Raw genomic sequence first — 23,531 nt, 5'->3', positions numbered from 1 at the left:
AACCTTGAAACGGATGCCTATATCCCGCCTGTTTTGAAATAAAAATATAGCTTTTCATGAATTCTTTCCTATTTAATATCCAAAAAAACCTTCCCAGACCCTAGACTGGGGGCGCTCAAAAAGGCTTACTTGCCTTGACGCTCCTAGAGGGGGGGAGTACAATAAAAATGTCATATTCTTGTACATGATGCTTACAGCAACGCGAAGATATTTTCCTGATATAGGAAAGTTTCGCGCTGCCAACTAATGTTTTTGAGGGGGGTAAAATTTTTGAATAACAATCGTGAATTTTTACTGCGCAGGCTGCACTCTTTACTCGGGGTCATTCCAATCGGTTTGTTCTTGACGCAGCATTTGATCGTCAACCATTTCGCTACGCAAGGCGTGGAAGCGTTTAACCAAGCTGCCCACTTCATGGCAAATCTTCCATTCGTTATTTTCTTGGAGATTTTCGTCATTTACTTGCCGCTCATGTATCATGCTTTCTACGGATTATACATAGCGTTCACGGCGAAAAACAATCCGGGGCATTACAGCTACATGCGCAACATGTTATTTGTTGCACAGCGCTATACCGGAGTTTTCCTAGTGGTCTTTATCGCATGGCACGTGTTTGAGACAAGATTCCAAGTGGCGATTGGAGCGGGAGAAGCAGATTTCAACATGATGGAAAACATCCTGTCGAATCCGCTTATGTTCGCGTTCTACGTAGTAGGTGTCTTGTCCGCAACGTTCCATTTCGCGAACGGATTGTGGTCTTTCTTTGTAACGTGGGGAATCACGGTTTCCGAGAAAGCACAGCGCTACTCAACTTACTTCACACTTCTAGTCTTTATTGTATTATCGATCATTGGTATCAGAGCATTGTTTGCATTCGTTTAAGGATGTCCCAAACATTGGTGAATTAAAAGAGGAGTGAACACTACAATGGCGAAAGGCAAAATTTCTATCGTCGGTGGGGGCCTAGCTGGCCTTATGGCAGCAATCAAAGTGGCCGAAGCAGGAGCACCTGCCGATCTATTTTCCATCGTTCCCGTTAAACGGTCTCACTCTGTGTGCGCACAGGGCGGCATTAACGGAGCGGTGAATACAAAAGGTGAAGGGGATTCCCCAGCAATTCACTTGGATGACACCGTTTACGGCGGTGACTTCCTAGCTAACCAAAAGCCGGTTAAAGCAATGGCCGATGCAGCACCTGGCATCATCCGCCTGCTTGACCGCATGGGCGTCATGTTCAACCGTACGCCTGAAGGGCTTCTTGACTTCCGTCGTTTCGGGGGCACCATGCACCATAGAACGGCATTTGCAGGCGCAACAACGGGCCAGCAATTGCTATACGCACTGGATGAGCAAGTCCGCCGCTATGAAGTTGCCGGCTTGATCACGAAATATGAAGGCTGGGAATTCCTTGGTCTCGTCATTGATGATGAAGGCGCATCTAAGGGGATCACTGCACAAAACTTGACGACAATGGAGATCAAATCGTTCCGGTCAGACGCTGTCATCATGGCGACTGGCGGACCTGGGATTATCTTCGGAAAATCCACAAACTCCGTCATCAACACAGGTTCTGCTGCCTCGATCGTTTATCAGCAAGGCGCTTATTATGCAAACGGCGAATTCATTCAAATCCACCCAACAGCGATTCCTGGCGACGACAAGCTCCGCTTGATGTCAGAATCTGCACGCGGTGAAGGCGGACGGATTTGGACATATAAAGATGGCAAGCCTTGGTACTTCCTAGAAGAAAAGTATCCGGCTTACGGAAACTTGGTTCCTCGTGACATCGCGACACGCGAAATCTTCGACGTGTGCGTTAACCAAAAGCTCGGCATCAACGGCGAGAACATGGTGTACTTGGACCTTTCCCATAAAGATTCGAAAGAACTCGACATCAAATTGGGCGGCATCATCGAAATCTATGAGAAATTCACAGGCGACGATCCGCGCAAAGTACCGATGAAAATCTTCCCAGCTGTTCATTATTCAATGGGCGGACTATGGGTCGACGATCATCAGATGACGAATATCCCTGGCGTCTTGGCAGCAGGCGAATGTGATTATTCCCAGCACGGTGCAAACCGTCTCGGGGCCAACTCACTGTTGTCAGCTATTTACGGCGGAATGGTTGCTGGGCCGAATGCTCTTGACTATGTCAAAGGCTTGGAAGTTCTTGCAGAAGACTTGCCAAACGACATTTACGACAAGCACGAAGCTGAAGAGCAGCGTAAATGGGATGAAATCTTGGCGCTTGACGGAACTGAAAATGCTTATGTCCTGCACAAGGAACTTGGCGAATGGATGACGGACAACGTGACGGTCGTACGCTATAATGACCGCCTCGAAGAAACAGACCGTAAAATCCAGGAACTGCTTGAACGCTTTAACCACATCAGCATGACGGATACGCAACTTTGGAGCAACCAAGGGGCAATGTTTACTCGCCAGTTGAAAAATATGCTACATTTAGCACGTGTCATCACCATCGGGGCATTAAAGCGCAACGAAAGCCGCGGCGCTCATTACAAACCGGAATTCCCGGAACGTAATGATGAGGAATTCCTGAAGACGACTATGGCGAAGTTCAATGGTTATGAAGCGCCAATCTTCCATTATGAAGAAGTCGACACTGGCTTGATCCCGCCACGCAAACGCGACTATTCCGCGAAAGCATAGCAATAAAGAAGGGAGCTAATTCACTATGGGTGAAGCAGCAAAAACGGTTATTTTCGAAATCGAACGCCAAAACTCTACGGACGAAAGTTCGTACTGGGAAAAGTTCGAATTGCCATATCGTGCCAACATGAACGTCATTTCCGCGTTGATGGAAATTCGGCGTAACCCGGTCAATATGGACGGGAAGAAAACAACTCCAGTCAACTGGGACATGAACTGCCTTGAGGAAGTTTGTGGGGCTTGTTCTATGGTCATCAATGGCAAAGCACGCCAGTCGTGTACGGCTCTTGTCGACCAATTGGAACAGCCGATCCGCCTTCAGCCAATGAGAACATTCCCGGTCGTCCGCGATTTGATCGTAGACCGCAGCCGCATGTTCGATTCATTGAAGAAAGTCAAAGCGTGGGTGCCGATCGACGGCACGCATGATCTTGGCGAAGGTCCGCGTATGCCTGAACGCAAACGCCAATGGGCTTATGAATTGTCTAAATGTATGACGTGCGGCGTATGCCTTGAGGCTTGCCCGAACGTCAACGACAAATCCGACTTTATCGGTGCGGCTCCGCTTTCTCAAGTCCGCTTGATGAACGCGCATCCAACAGGTGCCATGAACCGTGACGAGCGTTTGAACGCTATCATGGGCGAAGGCGGCCTTGCGGATTGCGGTAACTCCCAAAACTGTGTGGAATCTTGCCCGAAAGGCATTCCTTTGACAACTTCTATCGCAGCTTTGAACCGCGACGTGAGCATCCAAATGTTCCGCAACTTCTTCGGAAGCGATCATATGGTCGACTAAGTTAAACTCCGCCTTTATGGCGGAGTTTTTTTGTTTCAATTGAAAATAGTTAAGCTTGGCTGAAACAGATGTCCTTTGCGCCAGTTTTTGCTATACTAACAAAATGAGAAACGATTTACAGGGGGAACGGGAATGAGAGCGACATACATAGAGGATTTAACTAAATGGCAGCAAGGCTTTACTTTTTATGCGCCGGTGCACGTGCGCTTTTCGGAAACGGATATGTTCGGGCATGTCAACAATACGGTGCCGATCGCTTATTTTGAATACGCACGGATCGAGTTCATGAAAGAAGTCGGCTTGATGCAGGCTTGGCTTTCGAAAGACAGCGACTTGATTCCTGTAGTGGCGGATATGCAAGTCGATTTCGTCCGCCAAGTGTTTTTCGATGAACAATTGAAGGTTTACGTCAAAGTGGAGTCGATCGGAAATTCTTCGGCAGACATCCATTATTGGGCAGTGAACGATCAGCAGGAGACTTGTTTCACTGGCAGGGGCGCCGTGGTCCAGATTTCTAAAACGAGTGGCAAGGGCCATCCGTGGAGCGACTCAGAGAAAACAATGCTGCGCAGTGGAAGTCTGACTTCTTCCAGCAAATAATGCGTCTCTTGCTTTACAGGATCGAAAGCATCACTATGGAACAAAAACCAGTAGCTAGGGAGTGAACCAAGTCCATGACTGAAGACAACTTAAACCGCCGCCACGACTTGGAGCGTGTGGCATTTATGGAAAAGGAATTGCGTTATATATCCGGGATCATCAAGCAAAAAGGCCGTGAAATTCTCAATTCGTATACCATTACACCGCCGCAGTTCGTGGCGCTTCAATGGCTGTTCGAACATGGTGATATGACCATCGGCGACCTGTCGAATAAAATGTTTTTGGCCTTCAGCACGACGACCGATTTGGTCGACCGGATGGAGAAGAATGATTTGGTTGTGCGCATCCGCGAGGAACAGGACCGTCGCGTCGTACGCATCAAGCTATTAAAAGAAGGCGAGCGGATCATTGAAGAAGTGATCAAGAAGCGCCAGGATTATTTGGAAGCAGTACTTGAAGACTTCAGTGAAGAGGAAGTCGAGCAATTTTCAAGCTTGTTGGAGAAAATGCATATCAACATGAAATAGGAGCGGGGCTATGACATTGAATGCGCCAATCGGAGTTATTGATTCGGGCGTCGGCGGGTTGACCGTCGCCAAAGAAATCATGAAACTTTTGCCTAATGAGAAAATCTGTTATATCGGTGACAATGCACGCTGTCCGTATGGCCCGCGTCCGCTTGCGGAAGTGCGGCGCTATACGTGGCAGATGGCAGAAGCGCTTATGAAAATGAATATTAAAATGCTGGTCATTGCCTGCAATACGGCAACGGCGGCAGCGCTCAATTCCTTGCAGAAAAAATTGCCGATCCCAGTCATCGGCGTTATTTTCCCTGGAGCACGCGCCGCCATCAAATCCTCTTCGACAAAGAAGATTGCCGTGCTCGGCACATTCGGAACCGTCAAAAGCGGCGCTTATGAAACAGCTATCAAATCGCTCGTGTCGTCTTCGGACGTTATCCAATTGGCGTGCCCACGCTTTGTTCCGCTCGTGGAAAGTGATGAGTATGAAGGGGAGTTCGCCCGCCGTATGGTAGCCGAGACTTTATCGGCAATCAAATCGAAGGAATTCGACACGGCCATCCTCGGATGCACCCATTATCCGCTGCTTCAAGGATTTATTGAGCAAGAGCTTGGCGGCACCGTAACGGTTCTGTCGTCAGCACAAGAAACAGCTAAAGACGTTTCGCGCCACTTGAGCTACCAGGACAAATTTGCGGATCGCAGCAAACCGCCTGTCCATCAATTCTATACATCCGGTTCGACGGAGATTTTCCGCACAATCATAAAAAAATGGCTTGCCATCGACGACCCGTGCATCCGGTCGATCCAGTTTCCAAAAACCTGACGGCTCAGCCGCCGGGTTTTTGTCGTTAAGGCAGAATTATGGTAAAATTTTTTGAGTACATGAGGAGGATTCAATGATGACAAGAATTGATAATAGACAAGCAAATGAACTGCGCCCGGTGGAGATAGAGACGGATTATTTGATACATCCGGAAGGATCGGTCCTGATTACGGTCGGCCAGACGAAAGTGATTTGCACAGCGACAATCGAGTCGCGTGTCCCAGGCTTCTTGAGAGGCCAAGGCAAGGGCTGGGTAACGGCAGAATACTCCATGTTGCCACGCGCGACAGGAAGCCGCAACCAGCGCGAAGCGACGCGCGGCAAGCTCGGCGGGCGCACGATGGAAATCCAGCGCCTAATCGGCCGTTCCCTGCGCGCTGTCGTCGATCTCGAGAAGATTGGCGAACGCACACTATGGATCGATTGCGACGTCATCCAGGCGGACGGAGGGACGCGTACAGCGTCCATCACTGGTGCTTTTATCGCCATGACCATCGCACTCGGCAAATTGGACGTGCCGGTATTCCCGGTGTCGGATTATTTGGCCGCTACAAGCGTCGGCATCAATAGCGGCAAGCAAGCCATCCTGGACTTGAACTATGAAGAAGATTCCACGGCCGCGGTCGATATGAACCTGGTCATGACAGGATCCGGTGAATTCGTCGAAATGCAAGGCACCGGCGAAGAAGCGACATTCAGCCGCAAGGAATTGAACGAAATGCTCGATCTCGGCGAAGCGGGGATCCAGCAATTGATCAAAATCCAACAACAAGCGATCGGCGAATTGTCGTCGCGGATCGGCGAAAAGGTGGAATCTGCCCTATGAAAAAAATCGTCATTGCGACACAAAACAAAGGAAAAGCCAAAGACTTTGAAACTTTGTTGTCTCCTCTAGGCTATGAAGTATTGACCTTGAGAGATGTGGCACAAGACCTCGATATCGAAGAAACCGGCACGACATTCGAAGCCAATGCCATTCTAAAAGCGGAAGGCGTCGCTAAAGAACTTGGCATCCCAGTTATCGCAGACGACAGTGGCCTTGAGATCGATGCATTGGACGGAGAGCCAGGCGTCTATTCCGCCCGCTATGCGGGAGGCGAAAAGAGCGACGACGCCAATATCGATAAAGTGCTGGAGAAATTGTCTGGCATACCTGAGGGAGAGCGCAGTGCGCGATTCCGCTGTGTCTTGGCCGTCGCGGCGCCTGGGGAACAAACCCAAACGTTCTCCGGGGCATGTGAAGGCGAAATTCTGCGCTTGCGCAGAGGCGACAACGGCTTCGGCTACGACCCGGTCTTTTACGTGCCTGCCCAGGAGCGTGCCATGGCGGAACTCGAACCCGAAGAAAAAGCCGCCATCTCCCACCGCGGCCAAGCATTACGCGAGCTCAGCGAAGCAATGCCGGAGTGGCTGAAATAAGAATTTAGATATTTTTTTGAAATAGCATTGACTTTTCCTCGGATGATTTCTATAATTAAAATTGTCTTTCGTGAGGAAGTCATGTCTCAGTAGCTCAGCTGGATAGAGCAACGCCCTTCTAAGGCGTCGGTCGGGGGTTCGAATCCCTCCTGGGACGTTTCAAAACCTTGCTTTCCCCTAACCGGGAAAGCAAGGTTTTTTATTTGATAGAAGTGGTTGTGAAGAAATAATGGACATTTGATTTTTCGCTGTTTATTTGTGAATCGTATCGTATAATGGAAAAAGATAGAGAAAAAACAGACCTAAAGGTGGAAATGACAAGTGTTCAGAAACAAATGGAAACGGATTTTGATTGTATTTTCTCTTATATTAACCATTTTAATTGCGGCGACGGCAACAAGTATTTGGACCTTTGCCGGCGAATCCGAGTTGATGGAAGCCGATGCGGCGATTGTGCTCGGCACGAAAGTCATCGGCGGTGAGCCTTCACCGGTGCTCGAGCAACGCATACGCCACGCCATCGATCTATACGAGGAAGGCTATGTCGAGAAGATCATCTTTACAGGCGGCATCACGGACGGGGCGGACCTTGCCGAGGCGATCGTAAGCCGCGATTTTGCGATCCGCAATAACATTCCTGAAGAAGATATTTTGATCGAGACTCAGTCACTCATCACAGAAGAGAACTTCCTCTTCGCTGGTGAGGTGGCAGAAGAAAACGATTTGTCGAGCTTTCTTGTCGTCAGCGACCCCTTACATATGAAGCGTGCGCTGCTTATGGCGGAACACGCCGGAATCGACGCCCATTCCTCGCCGACGCCTTCGACTGAATTCAAGGGCTTTGCGAACATCGCCCCGTTCTTTGCCCGTGAAGTCGTTTGCTATATGGCTTACGTCGCGATGCACGCCGTCAATTAATGAAACTGTCCCGTCTTGTGGACAGTTTTTTTATTTAACAGATGAACACCACAGCCCTGAGTGATACACTGATAAAAAGCTGTGGGGGGCGTGTTGCAGATGGAAACCAATGGACTGAAACTCAGCACGAAATGGCAAGGGGATTTTGTATTTGAAGCCGCGGGACAGGGCGGCCATAAGCTCCGGATGGATGCCCATCAGGGAGTCGGCAACGACCAAGGCTTACTTCCGATGCAGGCGCTGCTCGGCTCGCTTGCCGGATGCGTCGGCATGGACGTCGTGATGATCTTGCGCGCCAAGATGAAAGAGCTTCGCTCGATTGAAATCATCACGGAAGGCGACAAACGCCAAAACCCGCCGAAGGAATTTCTGGCGATTATGGTGATCTTTATCGTAGAAGGCGATATCGATAGAGAGAAGGTCTGGCATGCCATCGAAGTAAGCGGGGAGAAATATTGCCCGGTCGCCCATTCCTTAAAAGCGGACGTCACGTACAAACTGGTTTTGAATGGCGAAGAGGCTGGCGCAAAATAGCGCCGGCTTTCGTTTTCACAGCGTATTTCCCTATGGTATGATGAATGGACAAAGAGGTGGTAGGATGCGGAAGAGATTTGGGGATTTGAAGCGCAGGGGCAATGTCATCGTCTTTCCGACAACGGTCACACGGCTGCTATCGGAAGGGATGACCAATTTAAAGAACGAACAATATGCCGACGCCCGCGATAAACTGTACCAAGTGCTTGTCTACGAGCCGGACCATGCAGCGGCGCTCGGGGGCTATGCATACAGCTTATATGAGTTGGGGGAATTCGAGGAAGCACTTGAAGTCGTGCAGGAATTGCTGCGCGTCGGCCCGATCCATTATTTGGAGACGATGGAGCTATACATAAGCATTTTAATGCAAGTAAAGGAATTCGAAGAAGCTGAGAAGATGATCGAAGTGCTCATCGAGGAAAATGTCTTGCCAAAAGAGCGTTTGGAGCAATTCCATCAATTGCGTGATCTCAATGAACGCATCGCCGAAAGTGCTGCCTCTGCCAAACGGGAAACGGGCCAGTTCAGCTTGGAGCAATTTTTGCCGCTTAGCGCTGCCGAACAGGAGCAGCGGGTGACCGAATTGCCAAAAGAAGCGTATGGTGCCATGAAGAAGCAGCTAGTCGAATTGATCAAGCATCCGGAAGTGGATTGGGTGGCGAAATCCTATCTGCTGCTCATGCTTCGTGAACAACAGATCAGCGGGACGGTGAGTGTCGAAAAGTTCCATTATTCAAATGAGGTGTCGATTGACGAGCTGCCGGATCCATTAAAGGACTCTCGTCTGCTTGGAATTCGCAAGCGCTTGGAGGGGGCTTTGGAAAAAGAGCCCGCCAAGCTGCAGATGGCAATGGAACTAGTCGACCGGCACATTTATCTCTTGTATCCGTTTTTCTGGGAAGAGTTTGAGGAAGCGGAGATCGCTGAAGCCTACCACGCGTATCTCGATAGTTTGTTCAGTGGGGAAGTGGAAACAAAAGTCGATCCGAACCTGCTGGAATTGCTCATACAGGCAGAGGCGTACATAGAATTGCGCAATGGGTAGAAATAGTTGAACCTGCTCGTATGTGTGATATAATGTGGAAGTTGTCAAAAATCGTACAAATTTCGTACATGACTTTGTAAAAAATTGTTTGGAGGGCTTATACATGTCAGCAAAATGGGAAAAGCAAGAAGGTAACGTCGGAGTTCTTACAGTAGAAGTGCCGGCTGAAGAAGTAAACGGCGCGCTTGATAAAGCGTTCAAAAAAGTCGTTAAGGAAATTAACGTACCAGGATTCCGCAAAGGGAAAATGCCACGCCAAATGTTCGAAAAACGTTTCGGTGTAGAATCTCTTTACCAGGATGCACTTGATTTTATCCTTCCTGACGCTTACGCGAATGCTGTCGAAGAAGCAGGCATCAACCCGGTTGACCGCCCTGAAATCGACATCGAAAAATTAGAAAAGAATGAGCCATTGGTATTCACTGCTAAAGTAACAGTGAAACCTGAAGTAGAACTTGGCGAATATAAAGGGCTTGAAGTTTCCAAAGAAGACATGAACGTGACGGATGAGGAAATCGAAGAGCAATTGAAAGAAAGCCAAGAACGCATGGCTGAATTGACTGTCAAAGAAGACGGACAAATTGAAAACGGCGACACAGCTGTTATCGATTTCGAAGGATTTGTAGACGGAGAAGCGTTTGAAGGCGGAGCAGGCAATGACTACTCGCTAGAAATCGGTTCAAACTCATTCATCCCAGGCTTCGAAGAGCAATTGGTCGGCGCTAAAACTGGCGAACAAAAAGACGTAGAAGTCACTTTCCCTGAAGAATACCACGCTGAAGAGCTTGCTGGAAAATCAGCGACGTTCAAAGTAACGGTAAACGAAGTGAAAGCGAAAGAATTGCCTGAACTAAACGACGAGTTCGCTAAAGAACTTGACGAAGAAGTAGAAGGCCTTGATGCACTTCGCACGAAAATGAAAGAAAACTTGAAAGCGGAGAAAGAAAACGCTTCTGAGACGCAAATGCGCGATCAGCTTGTACAAAAAGCGGCAGAAAACGCTACAGTTGAAATCCCGCAAGCGATGATCGACTCTGAAATCGACCGCATGATGCAAGACTTCGAACAACGCCTAAGCCAGCAAGGCATGAACAAGGAATTGTACTTCCAGTTCTCGGGCCAGGACGAAGACGCACTTCGCGAGCAGATGAAAGCTGACGCTGAAACACGCGTACGCGTATCATTGACGCTTGAAGCGATCGCGAAAGCGGAAAACATGGAAGTCACTTCTGAAGACATCGACAAAGAGCTTGAGAAAATGGCTGGCCAATTTAACATGGACGCTGAACAAATCAAAACAGCTCTAGGTGGCACTGAAATGCTAGAAAACGACATCCGTATGCAGAACACGGTTGAGTTCCTAGTAGAAAACGCTAAAGTCACTGACGCTAAAGCTGCTGAATAACACATAAGATTCTTAATAGGACAAGGTGCGGCAACCGCACCTTGTTTTCTATACATAATGGCAAACAAATTCACGTTCCTACATATAAAGGCAGTTTCTTTGGCATAGTTCTAATTAGTTGATACAATCAAAATAATCTTGTAACATAATGGCTTGAATAGGGGTGACTACATTGTTCAAATTTAACGATGAAAAAGAACATTTGAAATGTTCGTTTTGCGGTAAGCCGCAGGAACAAGTGCGTAAACTGGTCGCAGGGCCAGGTGTATATATTTGCGACGAGTGCATCGAACTTTGCACAGAAATCGTAGAAGAGGAACTCGGCACAGAAGAAGAAACTGAGTTCAAAGAAGTACCAAAACCAAAAGAAATCATGGATATCCTTGGCGGCTATGTAATCGGCCAGGACAAGGCGAAAAAATCCTTGGCAGTAGCGGTTTACAATCATTACAAACGCGTCAATTCCCAAAGCAAGATCGACGATGTCGAGCTTTCGAAATCGAATATCGTCTTGATTGGGCCAACAGGCAGCGGGAAAACTTTGCTAGCGCAAACACTCGCGCGCATCTTGAACGTCCCGTTTGCCATTGCGGATGCAACATCGCTTACTGAAGCTGGTTATGTCGGGGAAGATGTCGAGAACATCTTGCTCAAATTGATCCAAGCAGCAGACTACGATGTGGACCGTGCAGAAAAAGGCATCATCTATATCGATGAAATCGATAAAGTGGCACGCAAATCCGAGAACCCGTCGATTACACGCGACGTTTCCGGTGAGGGCGTACAGCAAGCCTTGCTGAAAATCCTGGAAGGCACAACAGCAAGCGTTCCCCCACAAGGCGGGCGTAAGCATCCTCATCAGGAATTCATCCAAATCGATACGACGAATGTCCTGTTCATCGTAGGGGGTGCGTTTGACGGAGTCGACCAAATTATCAAACGCCGCCTCGGCAATAAAATCATCGGCTTCGGCGCAGATCCGAACAAAGAAGAAATGGATGAAAAATCCCTTCTTAGCCAATTAATCCCAGAGGATTTATTGAAATTCGGCTTAATCCCTGAATTTATCGGCCGTCTGCCAGTGCTCGCAAGCCTTGAGCAATTGGATGAAAATGCACTTGTGCAGATTCTAACAGAGCCGAAAAACGCACTCATCAAGCAATACCAGAAGATGATGGAGCTTGATGGCGTTACATTGACATTCGAACACGACGCGCTGATTGAAATTTCCCGCCTCGCGATCGAGCGGAAAACAGGCGCACGCGGATTGCGCTCAATCATTGAAAACATCATGCTTGATGTCATGTATGATTTGCCATCCCGTGAAGATATCGTCGAATGCATCATTACAAAAGAAACGGTGACCGAGAATTCACAGCCGAAATTGATGCTGGAAGACGGCACTGAGTACGATAACGGCAATAACGAAAAAACATCTGCTTAAAGTTTGGCTGATGCACAAGAATAGGATGATACGGGCTGACTCTGAATCGTGCACATCCGCGCGTATGGGGGTCAGCCCTTTTTCCACGAAAAAACCACAGTCTTCGAGATAGTTTCGCGCAGACTGATAGAGAGAAAGAGAAATGACGGAGGTGCACTTAGTTATGGCGAAGAAAAAAGTGACAAAACAAGTCCCGCTCTTGCCACTCCGCGGGCTGCTCGTCTTCCCGTCGATGGTCTTGCATATTGATGTTGGCCGGGAGCGTTCAGTAGCAGCATTGGAGCAAGCGATGATGGATGACCAAATCGTCTTTTTGGCGACTCAAAAAGACATGGCAGTGGAACAGCCGGACAAAGACGATTTGCATAAAATCGGCACCTTGGCATACGTAAAACAAATGCTGAAATTGCCGAATGGCACGATCCGCGTGTTAGTGGAGGGCCTTGAACGCGGCCAGTGGAACCAATACGAAGAAGGTGAGAAATTCACGCAAGTGGAAGTCACTTCATTCCCGGATGAACCGGAACGCGATGCCGAACAAGATGCGTTGATGCGCATTTTGCTGGAGCAATTCGAAATCTTCGGCAAAGGCTCGAAAAAAGTGACGACTGAAACCTTCAATACAGTTGCGGACATCGAAGAACCGGGCCGTTTAGCGGATATGATCGCTTCCCATCTATCGCTAAAATTGCAAGGCAAGCAGGAAGTGCTTGAAACCTTCGATATCACGAAACGCCTTGAACTCTTGATCAGCCGCCTGCATAACGAGCAGGAAGTGGCGGACATCGAAAAACGCATCAACGACCGTGTGAAAAAAGCGATGGAGCAAACTCAAAAAGAGTTCTATCTTCGCGAACAGATGAAAGCGATCCAAACCGAACTCGGCGACAAGGATGGCAAAGGCGCAGAAGTGGCTGACTTGAAAAAACGCATCGAAGAAGCCGGCATGCCGGAATCGACCGAGAAGACGGCGTTGAAAGAGTTGGATCGCTACGAAAAATTGCCTTCAGCTGCGGCGGAAAGCGGCATCATCCGCAATTACATTGAATGGCTCGTAACGATTCCTTGGTCTGAAACAACAGAAGACCGCTTGGATATCAATTATGCAGAAGAAGTGCTAAACCGCGACCACGATGGCCTTGAAACCGTTAAAGAACGCGTGCTGGAATATTTGGCCGTCCAACAAATGACCAAATCGCTGCGTGGGCCGATCCTGTGCCTCGTCGGGCCTCCAGGTGTCGGTAAGACATCACTTGCCCGTTCGATCGCCGATTCGCTCGACCGCAATTTCGTCCGCATCTCGCTCGGCGGCGTGCGTGACGAATCCGAAATCCGTGGCCACCGCCGCACATATGTCGGCGCAATGCCGGGACGCATCATTCAAGGAATGAAAAAAGCAGGCACCGTCAATCCGGTATTCCTGCTCGATGAAATCGATAAAATGTCTAATGACTTCCGCGGTGACCCGTCGTCAGCGATGCTTGAAGTATTGGACCCGGAACAAAACAATTCCTTTAGCGATCATTACATCGAAGAAAGCTATGATCTATCGAATGTGCTGTTCATTGCGACTGCTAATGACCTCGGATCGATTCCAGGGCCGCTGCGCGACCGCATGGAAGTCATCTCGATTGCTGGCTATACAGAACTTGAGAAGAAATTGATCGCCAAAAACCATTTGGCGCCAAAACAATTGAAAGAACATGGCCTGACACCGGAACAATTGGATTTCCAAGAAGACGCATTCGTTTCTATGATCCGTTATTACACACGGGAAGCCGGCGTGCGCGGTCTGGAACGCCAAATCGCTTCTGTTTGCCGGAAAGTGACCAAGCAAATCGTTTCGAAAGAACAAGAACACGTGACGGTTGGCTCGGCAGAAGTCGAAAGCTATCTCGGCAAGAAGAAATTCCGCTACGGCGTGGCTGAAAGTGAGAACCAAGTGGGCGTTGCGACTGGCCTCGCCTATACGGCTGTCGGCGGTGACACTTTGCAGATCGAAGTGTCTTTATCTGCAGGTAAAGGCAAGCTGCAATTGACCGGTAAACTGGGCGATGTCATGAAAGAGTCGGCACAGACCGCGTTGTCATTTGTGCGTGCACAAGCGGAATCGCTTGGCATCGATCCGAATTTCCAGGAAGCACACGACATTCATATCCACGTACCGGAAGGAGCCGTTCCAAAAGACGGCCCATCCGCCGGTGTAACAATTGCGACAGCGCTCGTTTCAGCACTCACGAAGCGGCCCGTGCGCCGCGACGTCGGCATGACAGGGGAAATCACGCTTCGCGGACGCGTCTTGCCAATCGGGGGACTGAAGGAAAAAACCTTGAGCGCCCACCGTGCAGGATTGAAGACCATTATCGTCCCTGCGGAAAATGAACGCGACCTCGACGACATTCCGGAAACCATCCGCGAAGAATTGGAATTCCACCTCGTCAGCCAAGCGGAACAAGCGCTGGAAATTGCGCTGGAAGGAGCAAAAGAATGAAGGTCCATAACGTAGAACTGGTAATCAGTGCGGTTCGCCCAGCGCAATACCCGGAAACCGAGCTTCCCGAGTTTGCGCTCGCTGGACGCTCAAATGTCGGGAAATCGTCTTTTATCAATAAGCTCATCGGCCGCAAAAGCATGGCGCGTATTTCGTCGAAGCCCGGCAAAACGCAAACTTTGAACTTTTATAAGATCGAAGAAGACTTATTTTTCGTCGACGTTCCAGGCTACGGATACGCAAAAGTTTCCAAAACCGAACGCGAAGCATGGGGCAAGATGATCGAGACTTATATTACAAGCCGCGAACAATTGCGCGCGGTGGTCCAAATCGTCGACCTGCGCCATCCACCGAGCAAAGATGACCAGATGATGTATGATTTCATGAAACATTACAACATCCCGTGCATCATCATCGCGACAAAAGCCGACAAGATCCCGAAAGGCAAATGGGATAAGCATAAGAAAATCGTCCGTGAAGGACTGGATATGGAGAAAGGCGATCCATTAATCGTCTTTTCTTCCGAAACTGGGCTCGGCCAAGAAGCCGCCTGGCAGGAAATCGAAAAACGCATGTAAGCAAGCAGGTAGTTCACCTGACTGGCTTGAAATAAGGCAGGGCCCAGAAAATCAATGATTTTCCGGGCCCTGTTTTTTGTTTTGCAAATAGTAACCAGCTGAAATATATGGACGAGATAATTAGATAAGTGAGTGAGATAGATTGTTTTTTGTAGGGTTCGTCGCGAGATAGCCGCCTCCAGCTTGGGGCATGCCTCCCGCAATAAGCCAAGAAGAACACTTGACTTACTGCGACGGCTCGCCCGTATGCGCGGTTCGGCTTTTAGATTTCATTGGATATTGCGTGCGATGACGTGTCACTGTTCATTGGTTTCATCCGCTGGTGGGGGGCACCTAGCTGGACTTGATAGTGAAATGAATCACCGATGATTACTTCATCGTGAAGATAGCCGCCTCCCGCTTGGGGCATGCCTCCCGCAATAAGCCAAGAAGAGCACTCGTCTTATTGCGTCGGCTCGCCCGTGTGCGCGGTTCGGCTTTTAGATTTCATTGGATATTGCGTGTGAGGAAGTATCGCTGTTAATTGGCTTCATCCGCTGGTGGGGGGCACCTAGCTGGACTTGATAGTGAAATGAATCAGCCGATGATTACTTCATTGTGAAGCTAGCCGCCTCCCGCTTTGGGCATGCCTCTTGCAATAAGCCATGAAGAACACTTGTCTTATTGCTCCGGCTAGCCAATGAATGGGCGAAAGGAAGTTGAGCCCATTCATTTGCGACGCATCTGCTCGCAGATGTGGGAGCAACGATTTTTCTGCGATGCTTGAGCACGGGTTTTTGTGCGGTTCGGCTTTTAGATTTCATTGGACTGTATTTGTGAAGAAGTGTCACTGTTAGTTAGTTTCATCCACTGGTAGGGACACCTAGCCAGACTTGATAGTGAAATAAATCGACCGACGATTATTTCATCGTGAAGCTAGCCGCCTCCCGCTTGGGGCATGCCTCCCGCAATAAGCCAAGAAGAACGCTTGTCTTATTGCGTCGGCTCGCCCGTGTGCGCGGTTCGGCTTTTAGATTTCATTGGATATTGCGCGCGAAGACGTATCACTGTTGATTGACTTCATCCGCTGGTGGGGGCACCTAGCTGGACTTGATAGTGAAATGAATCAGCCGATGATTACTTCATCGTGAAGCTAGCCCCCTCCCGCTTGGGGCATGCCTCCCACAATAAGCCAAGAAGAACACTCGTCTTATTGCGTCGGCTCGCCCGTATGCACGGTTCGGCTTTTAGATTTCATTGGATGTGATTTGCGAAGAAGTGTCACTGTTAATTGTTTTCATCCGCTCTTGGCGACGCTTAGCTGGACTTGATATTGCAGAGAAGTTCCGTGCGCTGTTCAATTTGAATTTACGAAGACGATTAAAATTTTTCACGCTTACTTCAGTGTGTGATGAATTTCATTTCCTCTCTAAAACTAGAGATGGAGCGGAAAGGGGCGACTCCGGGAGGATCAGCGAGACAATTGAGACCCTGCAGAGCGCGCAGCGATCGAAGCGGCTCAATGCGAGCCCTCCGGAAAGCGTCCCCTTGAAGCGCAATCTCCACCACTAGAATTTCCTGTTTAAATTCGGTAATTCACATAACTTCTTCCCGATTCAACACCATGAAAATCACCATCTATTATGCATAAGTTCACAGTCAATTCCGACTACGAGCGTTATACTTGTGACACCATAATCGCTTTGCTAGAATTGTAATTAGCTTAAGTTTAGAATGATTATAAAGTGGAGTTTCCATAGCGGAAACCCTTGTATGATAAAGCAAAGTTCAAGCAGGTTCATGCCTTGTTCACAAAATCGCAGGCATAAACTGATGGAAAAGTGGTATACTTAGGGAAATGAAATATGGAACGCGAAAGGTGTTTTAAACCCATGCATACACTCGTAGTCGGGGTCAATTACCGTTCAGCGCCTGTATCGATCCGCGAGAAGCTATCGTTCATCGAAAGCGAGCTTCCACAAGCGATGCAAGCCCTGCAACAACAAAAAAGCATATTGGAGAACGTCATCGTATCGACATGCAACCGGACGGAGATTTATGCCGTCGTGGATCAATTGCATACCGGTCGTTTTTACGTGAAGCAATTTTTGGCTTCGTATTTCGACATTCCGATGGAGCAGTTCTCACAGTATTTATTCCTTCATGAACAGGACGAAGCGATTGATCATTTGTTCCGTGTCACTGCCGGAATCGATTCGATGGTCCTTGGCGAGACGCAGATTCTCGGCCAAGTGAAATCCAGTTTCCTCGCAGGCCAAGAAATCGGCACGACCGGAACGGTATTCAATCAATTGTTCAAGCAAGCGGTGACGCTGGCAAAACGTGCGCATAACGAAACAGCGATCGGCGAGAATGCCGTATCGGTTTCTTATGCAGCGGTTGAGCTTGGCAAAAAAATCTTCGGTTCATTAAAAAACAAGCATGTCGTCATTCTCGGAGCAGGGAAAATGGGTGAACTCGCCATTAAGAACCTGCAAGGCAGCGGAGCGGACCGTATCACGGTCATCAACCGCACATTCGAGAAAGCGGAAGTGCTCGCTGATAAATTCGGCGGAATGGCCAAACCTTTAAATCAATTGCAATGCGCATTACTGGAAGCGGACATCTTGATTTCATCTACAGGCTCGACGGATTTCGTTATCGATCTTGAATTGATGCAGTTTGTTGAGAAGCTGAGAAAAGGCAAGCCGTTGTTCATGGTCGATATCGCGGTACCGCGTGATATGGATCCACGCATCGGCGATCTTCAGAATGTCTTTCTATATGACATTGATGATATGCAAGGCATCGTCGAAGCAAACCTCGCTGAACGTGAACGCGCGGCGAAACAGATCGCCGGCATGATTGAGCAAGAAGCAGAGCAGTTCAACGACTGGCTTGGCACGTTAGGCGTTGTTCCGGTCATTTCCGCATTGCGTGAAAAAGCGCTTGGCATCCAGGCGGAAACGATGGAAAGCATCGAGAATAAAATGCCGGATTTGACGGATCGCGAGAAAAAGATCCTCAATAAGCATACGAAATCGATCATCAACCAATTATTGAAAGAGCCGATTTTGCAGGCTAAGGAAATGGGCACAGCGAAGAAATCACGCGAACAGCTTGAAATGTTCATGCAGATTTTCGGTATTGAAGAAGAAGTCGAAGAGCAGCGTGAAAAACAAGCACTTGCGACGCGCCAAAAAGCCGAGCGTGCACGCCTTGAAAAGCAGCAAGAAACGCTGCAAGGACAAGAAAATCCAGGCTATACTGTATAAAAGCATTTCCTATTAGCGTGGATTTTCATCTCCCTCGCTGTAAATGACCCAACTGGGCCGCAAATGCGGGATAGAGCTATCTTATAATGAGGCGTTTTCGAATCTATATGTTAAAATGTAGAGGCGAAACGCCTTTAATTATGGAAACGAAGGGGAATAGGATGGCTGATATAACAATGGCAAGGCTGCATGAAGCTATGGTTATACTATATGCTGTCAGCCTTGTCTTTTATTTTGTCGATTACTTATATACTACGAAAAAAGCCATCCGGATCGCCATGTCACTTCTTGGGGCCGTGTGGTTATTGCAGACTGTGTTCCTGGTGCTCTACATCATAGAGACCCAGCGCTTTCCGGTACTGACTTTGTTTGAAGGTATTTATTTTTATGCGTGGTTATTGGTTACACTATCGCTCGTCTTGCGGATTTTCTATCGTTTTGATTTTGCGGTGTTTTTGATCAATATCATTGGATTTATCTTTATGGTTATTCATACATTTGCGCCGGTTCAGATAGAACGGTCGCCGGTCGGGGAAGCCTTGGTGTCGGAGTTGTTATTCATCCACATCACGTTCGCCATCCTGTCTTATGCGGCATTTTCGTTATCGTTCGTTTTTTCTGCGCTTCATCTGCTGCTGTACAGGCTATTGAAGCAAAAGAAATGGACGAAGCAATGGAGCAGCCTGCCGTCACTCGGACAGACCGAACAAGGCATGACCATCTCTGTCCTGGTCGGTATCCCGATGCTGTTCGTTTCACTCGTTCTTGGCTTCCAATGGGCAGTGGTATCGCTCGAGGAATTTTCCATTTTAGATATAAAAATTGTGGGTTCATTTATCCTGCTGATTGTCTATAGCTTTATTCTATGGCGTCACCGGCGAGGCAACTTGAATGGCATGAACTATGCCTGGGCCCATTTGTATGCGTTTTTGATTTTGCTGATTAATTTCTTTTTCGGCAGTCGTTTATCGGAATTTCATTTTTGGTATTAATAGAAAGGTAGGATTCAGTTGAGAAAAATCATTGTAGGGTCAAGAAGAAGCAAGCTTGCGTTGACGCAAACCAACCAATTCATCGATAAGATGAAAGCAGCAGGTGCGCCGTTTGAATTCGAGGTCAAGGAAATCGTCACTAAAGGCGACCGCATCCTGGATGTTCAATTGTCAAAAGTGGGGGGCAAAGGGCTTTTCGTCAAAGAAATCGAAGAAGCGCTTTATGCTAAGGAAATTGATTTCGCTGTCCACAGCATGAAAGACATGCCGGCCGTTCTTCCGGAAGGTCTAGCAATTGGCTGTATTCCGGACCGGGAAGACCCGCGCGACGCATTCATTGCGAATGACCATGTGAAATTGATGGATTTGCCAGTCGGCGCTGTCGTCGGCACAAGCAGCTTGCGCCGGAGCTCGCAACTACTTTTACTGCGCCCGGACCTCGATGTCCAGTGGATCCGCGGGAATATCGATACACGCCTCGCAAAGCTCCATGCAGGTGATTTCGATGCCATCATCCTGGCAGCTGCTGGGTTGAAACGCATGGGCTGGAGCGATGATATCGTCACTGAATTCATGAATACAGAAGACTGCCTGCCGGCGATCGGGCAAGGCGCACTCGCCATTGAATGCCGTGAAGACGACGAAGAGCTTCTTGCGGAACTGGCGAAAGTGAACGATAAAGAAACAGCACTGGCCGTAACGGCGGAGCGTAAATTCTTGAAAGACATGAACGGCAGTTGCCAAGTGCCGATTGCTGGATATGCGACAGTATCAGGTGATGAAATTTCCTTCACAGGATTAATCTCAGCTCCAGAAGGCGACCAAGTGTACAAAGAATCAGCGGCTGGCAAAGACCCGATTGAAGCAGGCCGCATCGTAGCTGAAAAAATCAGCGCACAAGGCGGATATGATTTGATCCAGCGTGTCATCGCCGAAAGCAATGTGTAAGAAAAAACCGGTCATCATTTTTACCGGCAGCCGTTTGCCGAAAGAAGCGGCAGAGCTTGCGCTGCAGAACGGGGCGCAGGTGGAATATTATCCACTGATCGAGACGGTGCTCAGAAACACCCGTGCGCCTGATTTTGAGCGTTATGGCTGGTTGATTTTCACGAGCCGCAACAGCGCAGAAGCTTTTTGCAAGCTGCGTCCAGAAATCGATGCGAAGATAGCGGCTGTCGGCGATAAGACCGCTGAAATGCTTGAAGAAAACGGCTATACGGTCGACTTCATTCCATCAACGTTCAGTGCCGATGTTTTTGTCCAGGAATTTCCGGACATTGCCGGCAAAGAACGCTGTTTGTTTGTCCGGGGAGCTCTCGCCAAAGACACGATTTTGTCGATGCCGCTCGCGATTGATGAATGGACCGTCTACGATACCGTCAAAAAGCACAGCAACGCACAAGCGCTCGCAGGAATGTCCAATGTCACGATTATTTTCGCCAGCCCTTCGGCAGTATCTGCCTACACGGAAGCCGGCGGAAGTTTTGAGGGCATCCGGACTGCTGCGATCGGCCATATTACCGAAAGAGCCATTATTGAAGCGGGGGGAGAAGTCGATTTCCGCCCTGAAACGTATACGTATCTTGAAATCATCCAGACAATAGCGAAAGGAAGTTGCAGTTTATGAAAGACTTGAAATTTGATCGCCATCGCCGTTTGCGCGGTTCTGCGAATCTTCGTGCAATGGTCCGTGAAACTTCTATTCAAAAAGAGGATTTCATTTATCCGATTTTTGTCGTGGAAGGCGAAAACTATAAACAAGAGATTTCTTCTATGCCAGGCGTCTATCATTATTCAATTGACCGCCTCGGTGAAGAATTGGATGAAGTGGTCGAACTCGGCATTCCGTCCGTTATTCTTTTCGGTGTTCCGAAAGATAAAGACCCGGTTGGTTCGCAAGCTTACCACGACCATGCGATTACACAAGAAGCAATCCGTTTTGCGAAACAGCGCCATCCTGAACTTGTCGTCATCGCGGATACATGCCTATGCCAGTATACAGATCACGGCCATTGCGGCGTTATCGAAGACGGCGTCATCTTGAACGATGAGTCGCTTGATCTATTGGCGCGTACAGCTGTGTCTCAAGCGAAAGCTGGAGCAGATATCATTGCGCCATCCAATATGATGGACGGCTTTGTGGCAGCGATCCGCTACGGCCTGGATGAAGCAGGATTCTCAAACATCCCGATCATGTCATATGGCGTGAAATATGCTTCTGCATATTACGGGCCGTTCCGCGAGGCGGCGCATTCAACGCCTCAATTCGGCGATCGCAAAACCTATCAGATGGACCCAGCCAACCGCATGGAAGCACTTCGTGAAGCATCCTCCGATGTCAATGAAGGCGCAGATTTCATGATCGTTAAACCGGCATTATCTTATCTTGATATTATCCGTGAAGTCCGCGATAACTTTGATATCCCGATCGTCGCTTACAATGTTTCCGGCGAATACGCGATGGTTAAAGCAGCCGCACAGAACGGCTGGGTTGATGAAGAGAAAATCGTTCTTGAAACTTTGCTCAGCATGAAACGTGCTGGAGCAGATATTCTTATGTCGTACCACGCAAAAGATGCGGTACGCTGGTTGGAGGGGAAATAACATGGGATACGAAAACTCTAAACAAGCATTTGAAGAAGCAAAACCACTTATGCCAGGCGGCGTCAACAGCCCGGTGCGTGCCTTTAAATCGGTCAATATGGAACCGATTTTCATGCAATCCGGCAGCGGCGCGACCATTACAGATATCGACGGCAATACGTATATCGATTACGTCTTGTCTTGGGGCCCGCTGATTCTGGGCCATGCCCATCCTGAAGTGGTGAAAGCCATCCAGGAACAGGCAACACTTGGCACGTCATTTGGCACACCAACGACCCTTGAAAACGATATGGCAAAACTCGTCCAAGAGCGCGTGCCGTCGATTGAAATGGTCCGTATGGTATCGTCCGGAACTGAAGCGACGATGAGCGCACTTCGCGTAGCTCGCGGCTATACCGGACGCAACAAGATTTTGAAATTCGAAGGCTGCTACCACGGCCACGGCGATAGCCTATTGATCAAAGCGGGATCGGGTGTTGCGACACTCGGTTTGCCAGATTCACCAGGCGTTCCGGAATCAGTGGCGAAAAATACAATCACCGTTCCTTACAACGATTTAGAAAGCGTACGTCTTGCGTTCCAGGAGTTCGGTGAAGACTTGGCGGCTGTGATCGTCGAGCCGGTTGCCGGCAATATGGGCGTCGTCCCGCCAGCTGAAGGATTCCTTCAAGAGCTGCGCAATTTGACGCATGAAAACGGCACCGTCTTGATCTTCGATGAAGTCATGACTGGCTTCCGCGTCGGCTATAATTGCGCACAAGGGCATTACAGCGTCACGCCGGACATGACATGTCTCGGCAAAGTCATCGGCGGCGGATTGCCTGTCGGCGCATTCGGCGGCAAGCGTGAAATCATGGAGCAAGTCGCACCGAGCGGCTCGATCTACCAGGCGGGCACATTGTCCGGAAACCCGCTCGCGATGCGTGCAGGCTTTGAGACTTTGTCGCGTTTGAACGAAGCGAGCTACGAAACATTCGTTGAACGTGGTGACCAGCTGGAAAAAGGTTTCCGCGAAGCGGCTGAAAAATACAATATCCCGCATACGGTCAACCGTGCTGGTTCGATGATCGGCTTCTTCTTCACGAATGAGGAAGTGACGAACTTTGAAACGGCTTCGAGTTCCGATCTGGAGTTATTTGCGGAGTATTACCGTTTGATGGCGGAAGAAGGCATTTACTTGCCGCCATCCCAGTTTGAAGGCATGTTCCTATCGACTGCCCATACACCTGAACATATCGAACGTACCGTTCAAGCATTCCATAACGTGTTTGCGAAACTGGCAAGATAATTAAAATGAACCGTCTTCGAAAGCCATCTAGACTGGCTTTTAGGGGCGGTTTTTTTGCAGTTGAATTAAATTTTAATATCACAACCTTTTTGGGAATTTCACTTTCTGTCTAATAGTTTGGTAATATAAAACTACTTGGA

The 23,531-nt window shown here is 48.7% G+C and carries 21 protein-coding genes and 1 tRNA gene; all 22 read left to right on the top strand.

The window, feature by feature from the left end; translation table 11 throughout:
• Positions 1–270: 270 nt before the first annotated feature.
• The 22 genes from KTG14_RS05820 (at position 271) to hemL (ending at position 23,391) form a co-directional block, all read left to right on the top strand.
• Positions 271–882: a succinate dehydrogenase cytochrome b558 subunit gene (locus KTG14_RS05820; protein ID WP_302054928.1), complete on the top strand. Its 612-nt coding sequence runs from the start codon at positions 271–273 to the stop codon at positions 880–882.
• Between the two features lie 45 nt (positions 883–927).
• Positions 928–2,676, top strand: a complete 1,749-nt coding sequence (sdhA, locus tag KTG14_RS05815; protein WP_216970042.1) for a succinate dehydrogenase flavoprotein subunit — start codon at positions 928–930, stop codon at positions 2,674–2,676.
• 25 nt (positions 2,677–2,701) lie between these two features.
• Positions 2,702–3,472 (top strand): succinate dehydrogenase iron-sulfur subunit, encoded by a 771-nt coding sequence (gene sdhB, locus KTG14_RS05810; protein WP_121300194.1) that lies wholly within the window; start codon positions 2,702–2,704, stop codon positions 3,470–3,472.
• Between the two features lie 132 nt (positions 3,473–3,604).
• Positions 3,605–4,072, top strand: coding sequence for an acyl-CoA thioesterase (locus tag KTG14_RS05805; protein WP_216970041.1), 468 nt, complete (start codon positions 3,605–3,607; stop codon positions 4,070–4,072).
• A 74-nt stretch (positions 4,073–4,146) separates the two neighbouring features.
• Complete coding sequence (locus tag KTG14_RS05800) at positions 4,147–4,599, top strand: MarR family winged helix-turn-helix transcriptional regulator (RefSeq protein WP_058381035.1); 453 nt, start codon at positions 4,147–4,149, stop codon at positions 4,597–4,599.
• Positions 4,600–4,615: 16 nt separating this feature from the next.
• The gene (gene racE, locus KTG14_RS05795; protein WP_302054929.1) at positions 4,616–5,419 is read left to right on the top strand and encodes a glutamate racemase; all 804 of its coding nucleotides are present in this window, start codon (positions 4,616–4,618) and stop codon (positions 5,417–5,419) included.
• A 76-nt stretch (positions 5,420–5,495) separates the two neighbouring features.
• Positions 5,496–6,245, top strand: coding sequence for a ribonuclease PH (gene rph, locus KTG14_RS05790; RefSeq protein ID WP_216970039.1), 750 nt, complete (start codon positions 5,496–5,498; stop codon positions 6,243–6,245).
• The gene (locus tag KTG14_RS05785; RefSeq protein WP_216970038.1) at positions 6,242–6,838 is read left to right on the top strand and encodes an XTP/dITP diphosphatase; all 597 of its coding nucleotides are present in this window, start codon (positions 6,242–6,244) and stop codon (positions 6,836–6,838) included. Before rph ends, KTG14_RS05785 begins: the two co-directional genes overlap by 4 nt.
• A gap of 83 nt (positions 6,839–6,921) precedes the next feature.
• Positions 6,922–6,995 (top strand) — tRNA-Arg (locus KTG14_RS05780).
• Positions 6,996–7,159: 164 nt separating this feature from the next.
• Complete coding sequence (locus KTG14_RS05775) at positions 7,160–7,756, top strand: YdcF family protein (RefSeq protein ID WP_216970037.1); 597 nt, start codon at positions 7,160–7,162, stop codon at positions 7,754–7,756.
• Positions 7,757–7,855: 99 nt separating this feature from the next.
• Positions 7,856–8,290, top strand: a complete 435-nt coding sequence (locus KTG14_RS05770) for an OsmC family protein (protein WP_216970036.1) — start codon at positions 7,856–7,858, stop codon at positions 8,288–8,290.
• A gap of 64 nt (positions 8,291–8,354) precedes the next feature.
• Complete coding sequence (locus KTG14_RS05765; RefSeq protein WP_216970035.1) at positions 8,355–9,335, top strand: tetratricopeptide repeat protein; 981 nt, start codon at positions 8,355–8,357, stop codon at positions 9,333–9,335.
• A gap of 103 nt (positions 9,336–9,438) precedes the next feature.
• Entirely contained in the window at positions 9,439–10,740 is a 1,302-nt protein-coding gene (gene tig, locus KTG14_RS05760) for a trigger factor (protein WP_216970034.1), read from the top strand.
• Positions 10,741–10,912: 172 nt separating this feature from the next.
• Positions 10,913–12,184: an ATP-dependent protease ATP-binding subunit ClpX gene (gene clpX, locus KTG14_RS05755; RefSeq protein WP_101190147.1), complete on the top strand. Its 1,272-nt coding sequence runs from the start codon at positions 10,913–10,915 to the stop codon at positions 12,182–12,184.
• Between the two features lie 163 nt (positions 12,185–12,347).
• Complete coding sequence (gene lon / locus KTG14_RS05750; RefSeq protein ID WP_216970033.1) at positions 12,348–14,675, top strand: endopeptidase La; 2,328 nt, start codon at positions 12,348–12,350, stop codon at positions 14,673–14,675.
• On the top strand, positions 14,672–15,253 hold the full coding sequence (gene yihA / locus KTG14_RS05745) for a ribosome biogenesis GTP-binding protein YihA/YsxC (protein WP_216970032.1): 582 nt from the start codon (positions 14,672–14,674) through the stop codon (positions 15,251–15,253). The genes lon and yihA overlap by 4 nt, the downstream gene beginning before the upstream one ends.
• Positions 15,254–17,124: 1,871 nt before the next feature.
• A complete protein-coding gene (gene hemA, locus KTG14_RS05740; protein ID WP_216970031.1) occupies positions 17,125–18,507 on the top strand; it encodes a glutamyl-tRNA reductase in 1,383 nt (460 codons plus the stop codon).
• Positions 18,508–18,668: 161 nt separating this feature from the next.
• Positions 18,669–19,499: a cytochrome C assembly family protein gene (locus KTG14_RS05735; RefSeq protein ID WP_216970030.1), complete on the top strand. Its 831-nt coding sequence runs from the start codon at positions 18,669–18,671 to the stop codon at positions 19,497–19,499.
• 18 nt (positions 19,500–19,517) lie between these two features.
• Complete coding sequence (gene hemC / locus KTG14_RS05730; protein ID WP_216970029.1) at positions 19,518–20,447, top strand: hydroxymethylbilane synthase; 930 nt, start codon at positions 19,518–19,520, stop codon at positions 20,445–20,447.
• Positions 20,440–21,126, top strand: a complete 687-nt coding sequence (locus KTG14_RS05725) for a uroporphyrinogen-III synthase (protein ID WP_254178006.1) — start codon at positions 20,440–20,442, stop codon at positions 21,124–21,126. The genes hemC and KTG14_RS05725 overlap by 8 nt, the downstream gene beginning before the upstream one ends.
• On the top strand, positions 21,123–22,103 hold the full coding sequence (hemB, locus tag KTG14_RS05720; RefSeq protein ID WP_216970027.1) for a porphobilinogen synthase: 981 nt from the start codon (positions 21,123–21,125) through the stop codon (positions 22,101–22,103). Before KTG14_RS05725 ends, hemB begins: the two co-directional genes overlap by 4 nt.
• 1 nt (position 22,104) lies before the next feature.
• The gene (gene hemL / locus KTG14_RS05715; RefSeq protein ID WP_216970026.1) at positions 22,105–23,391 is read left to right on the top strand and encodes a glutamate-1-semialdehyde 2,1-aminomutase; all 1,287 of its coding nucleotides are present in this window, start codon (positions 22,105–22,107) and stop codon (positions 23,389–23,391) included.
• The last annotated feature ends 140 nt before the right edge of the window (positions 23,392–23,531 follow it).

It is taken from the genome of Planococcus sp. CP5-4_YE (assembly GCF_019042655.1).
Lineage (GTDB): Bacteria > Bacillota > Bacilli > Bacillales_A > Planococcaceae > Planococcus.
Note: the sequence above shows the minus strand (reverse complement) of the source record. Positions and strands in the feature narration are given on the sequence as shown.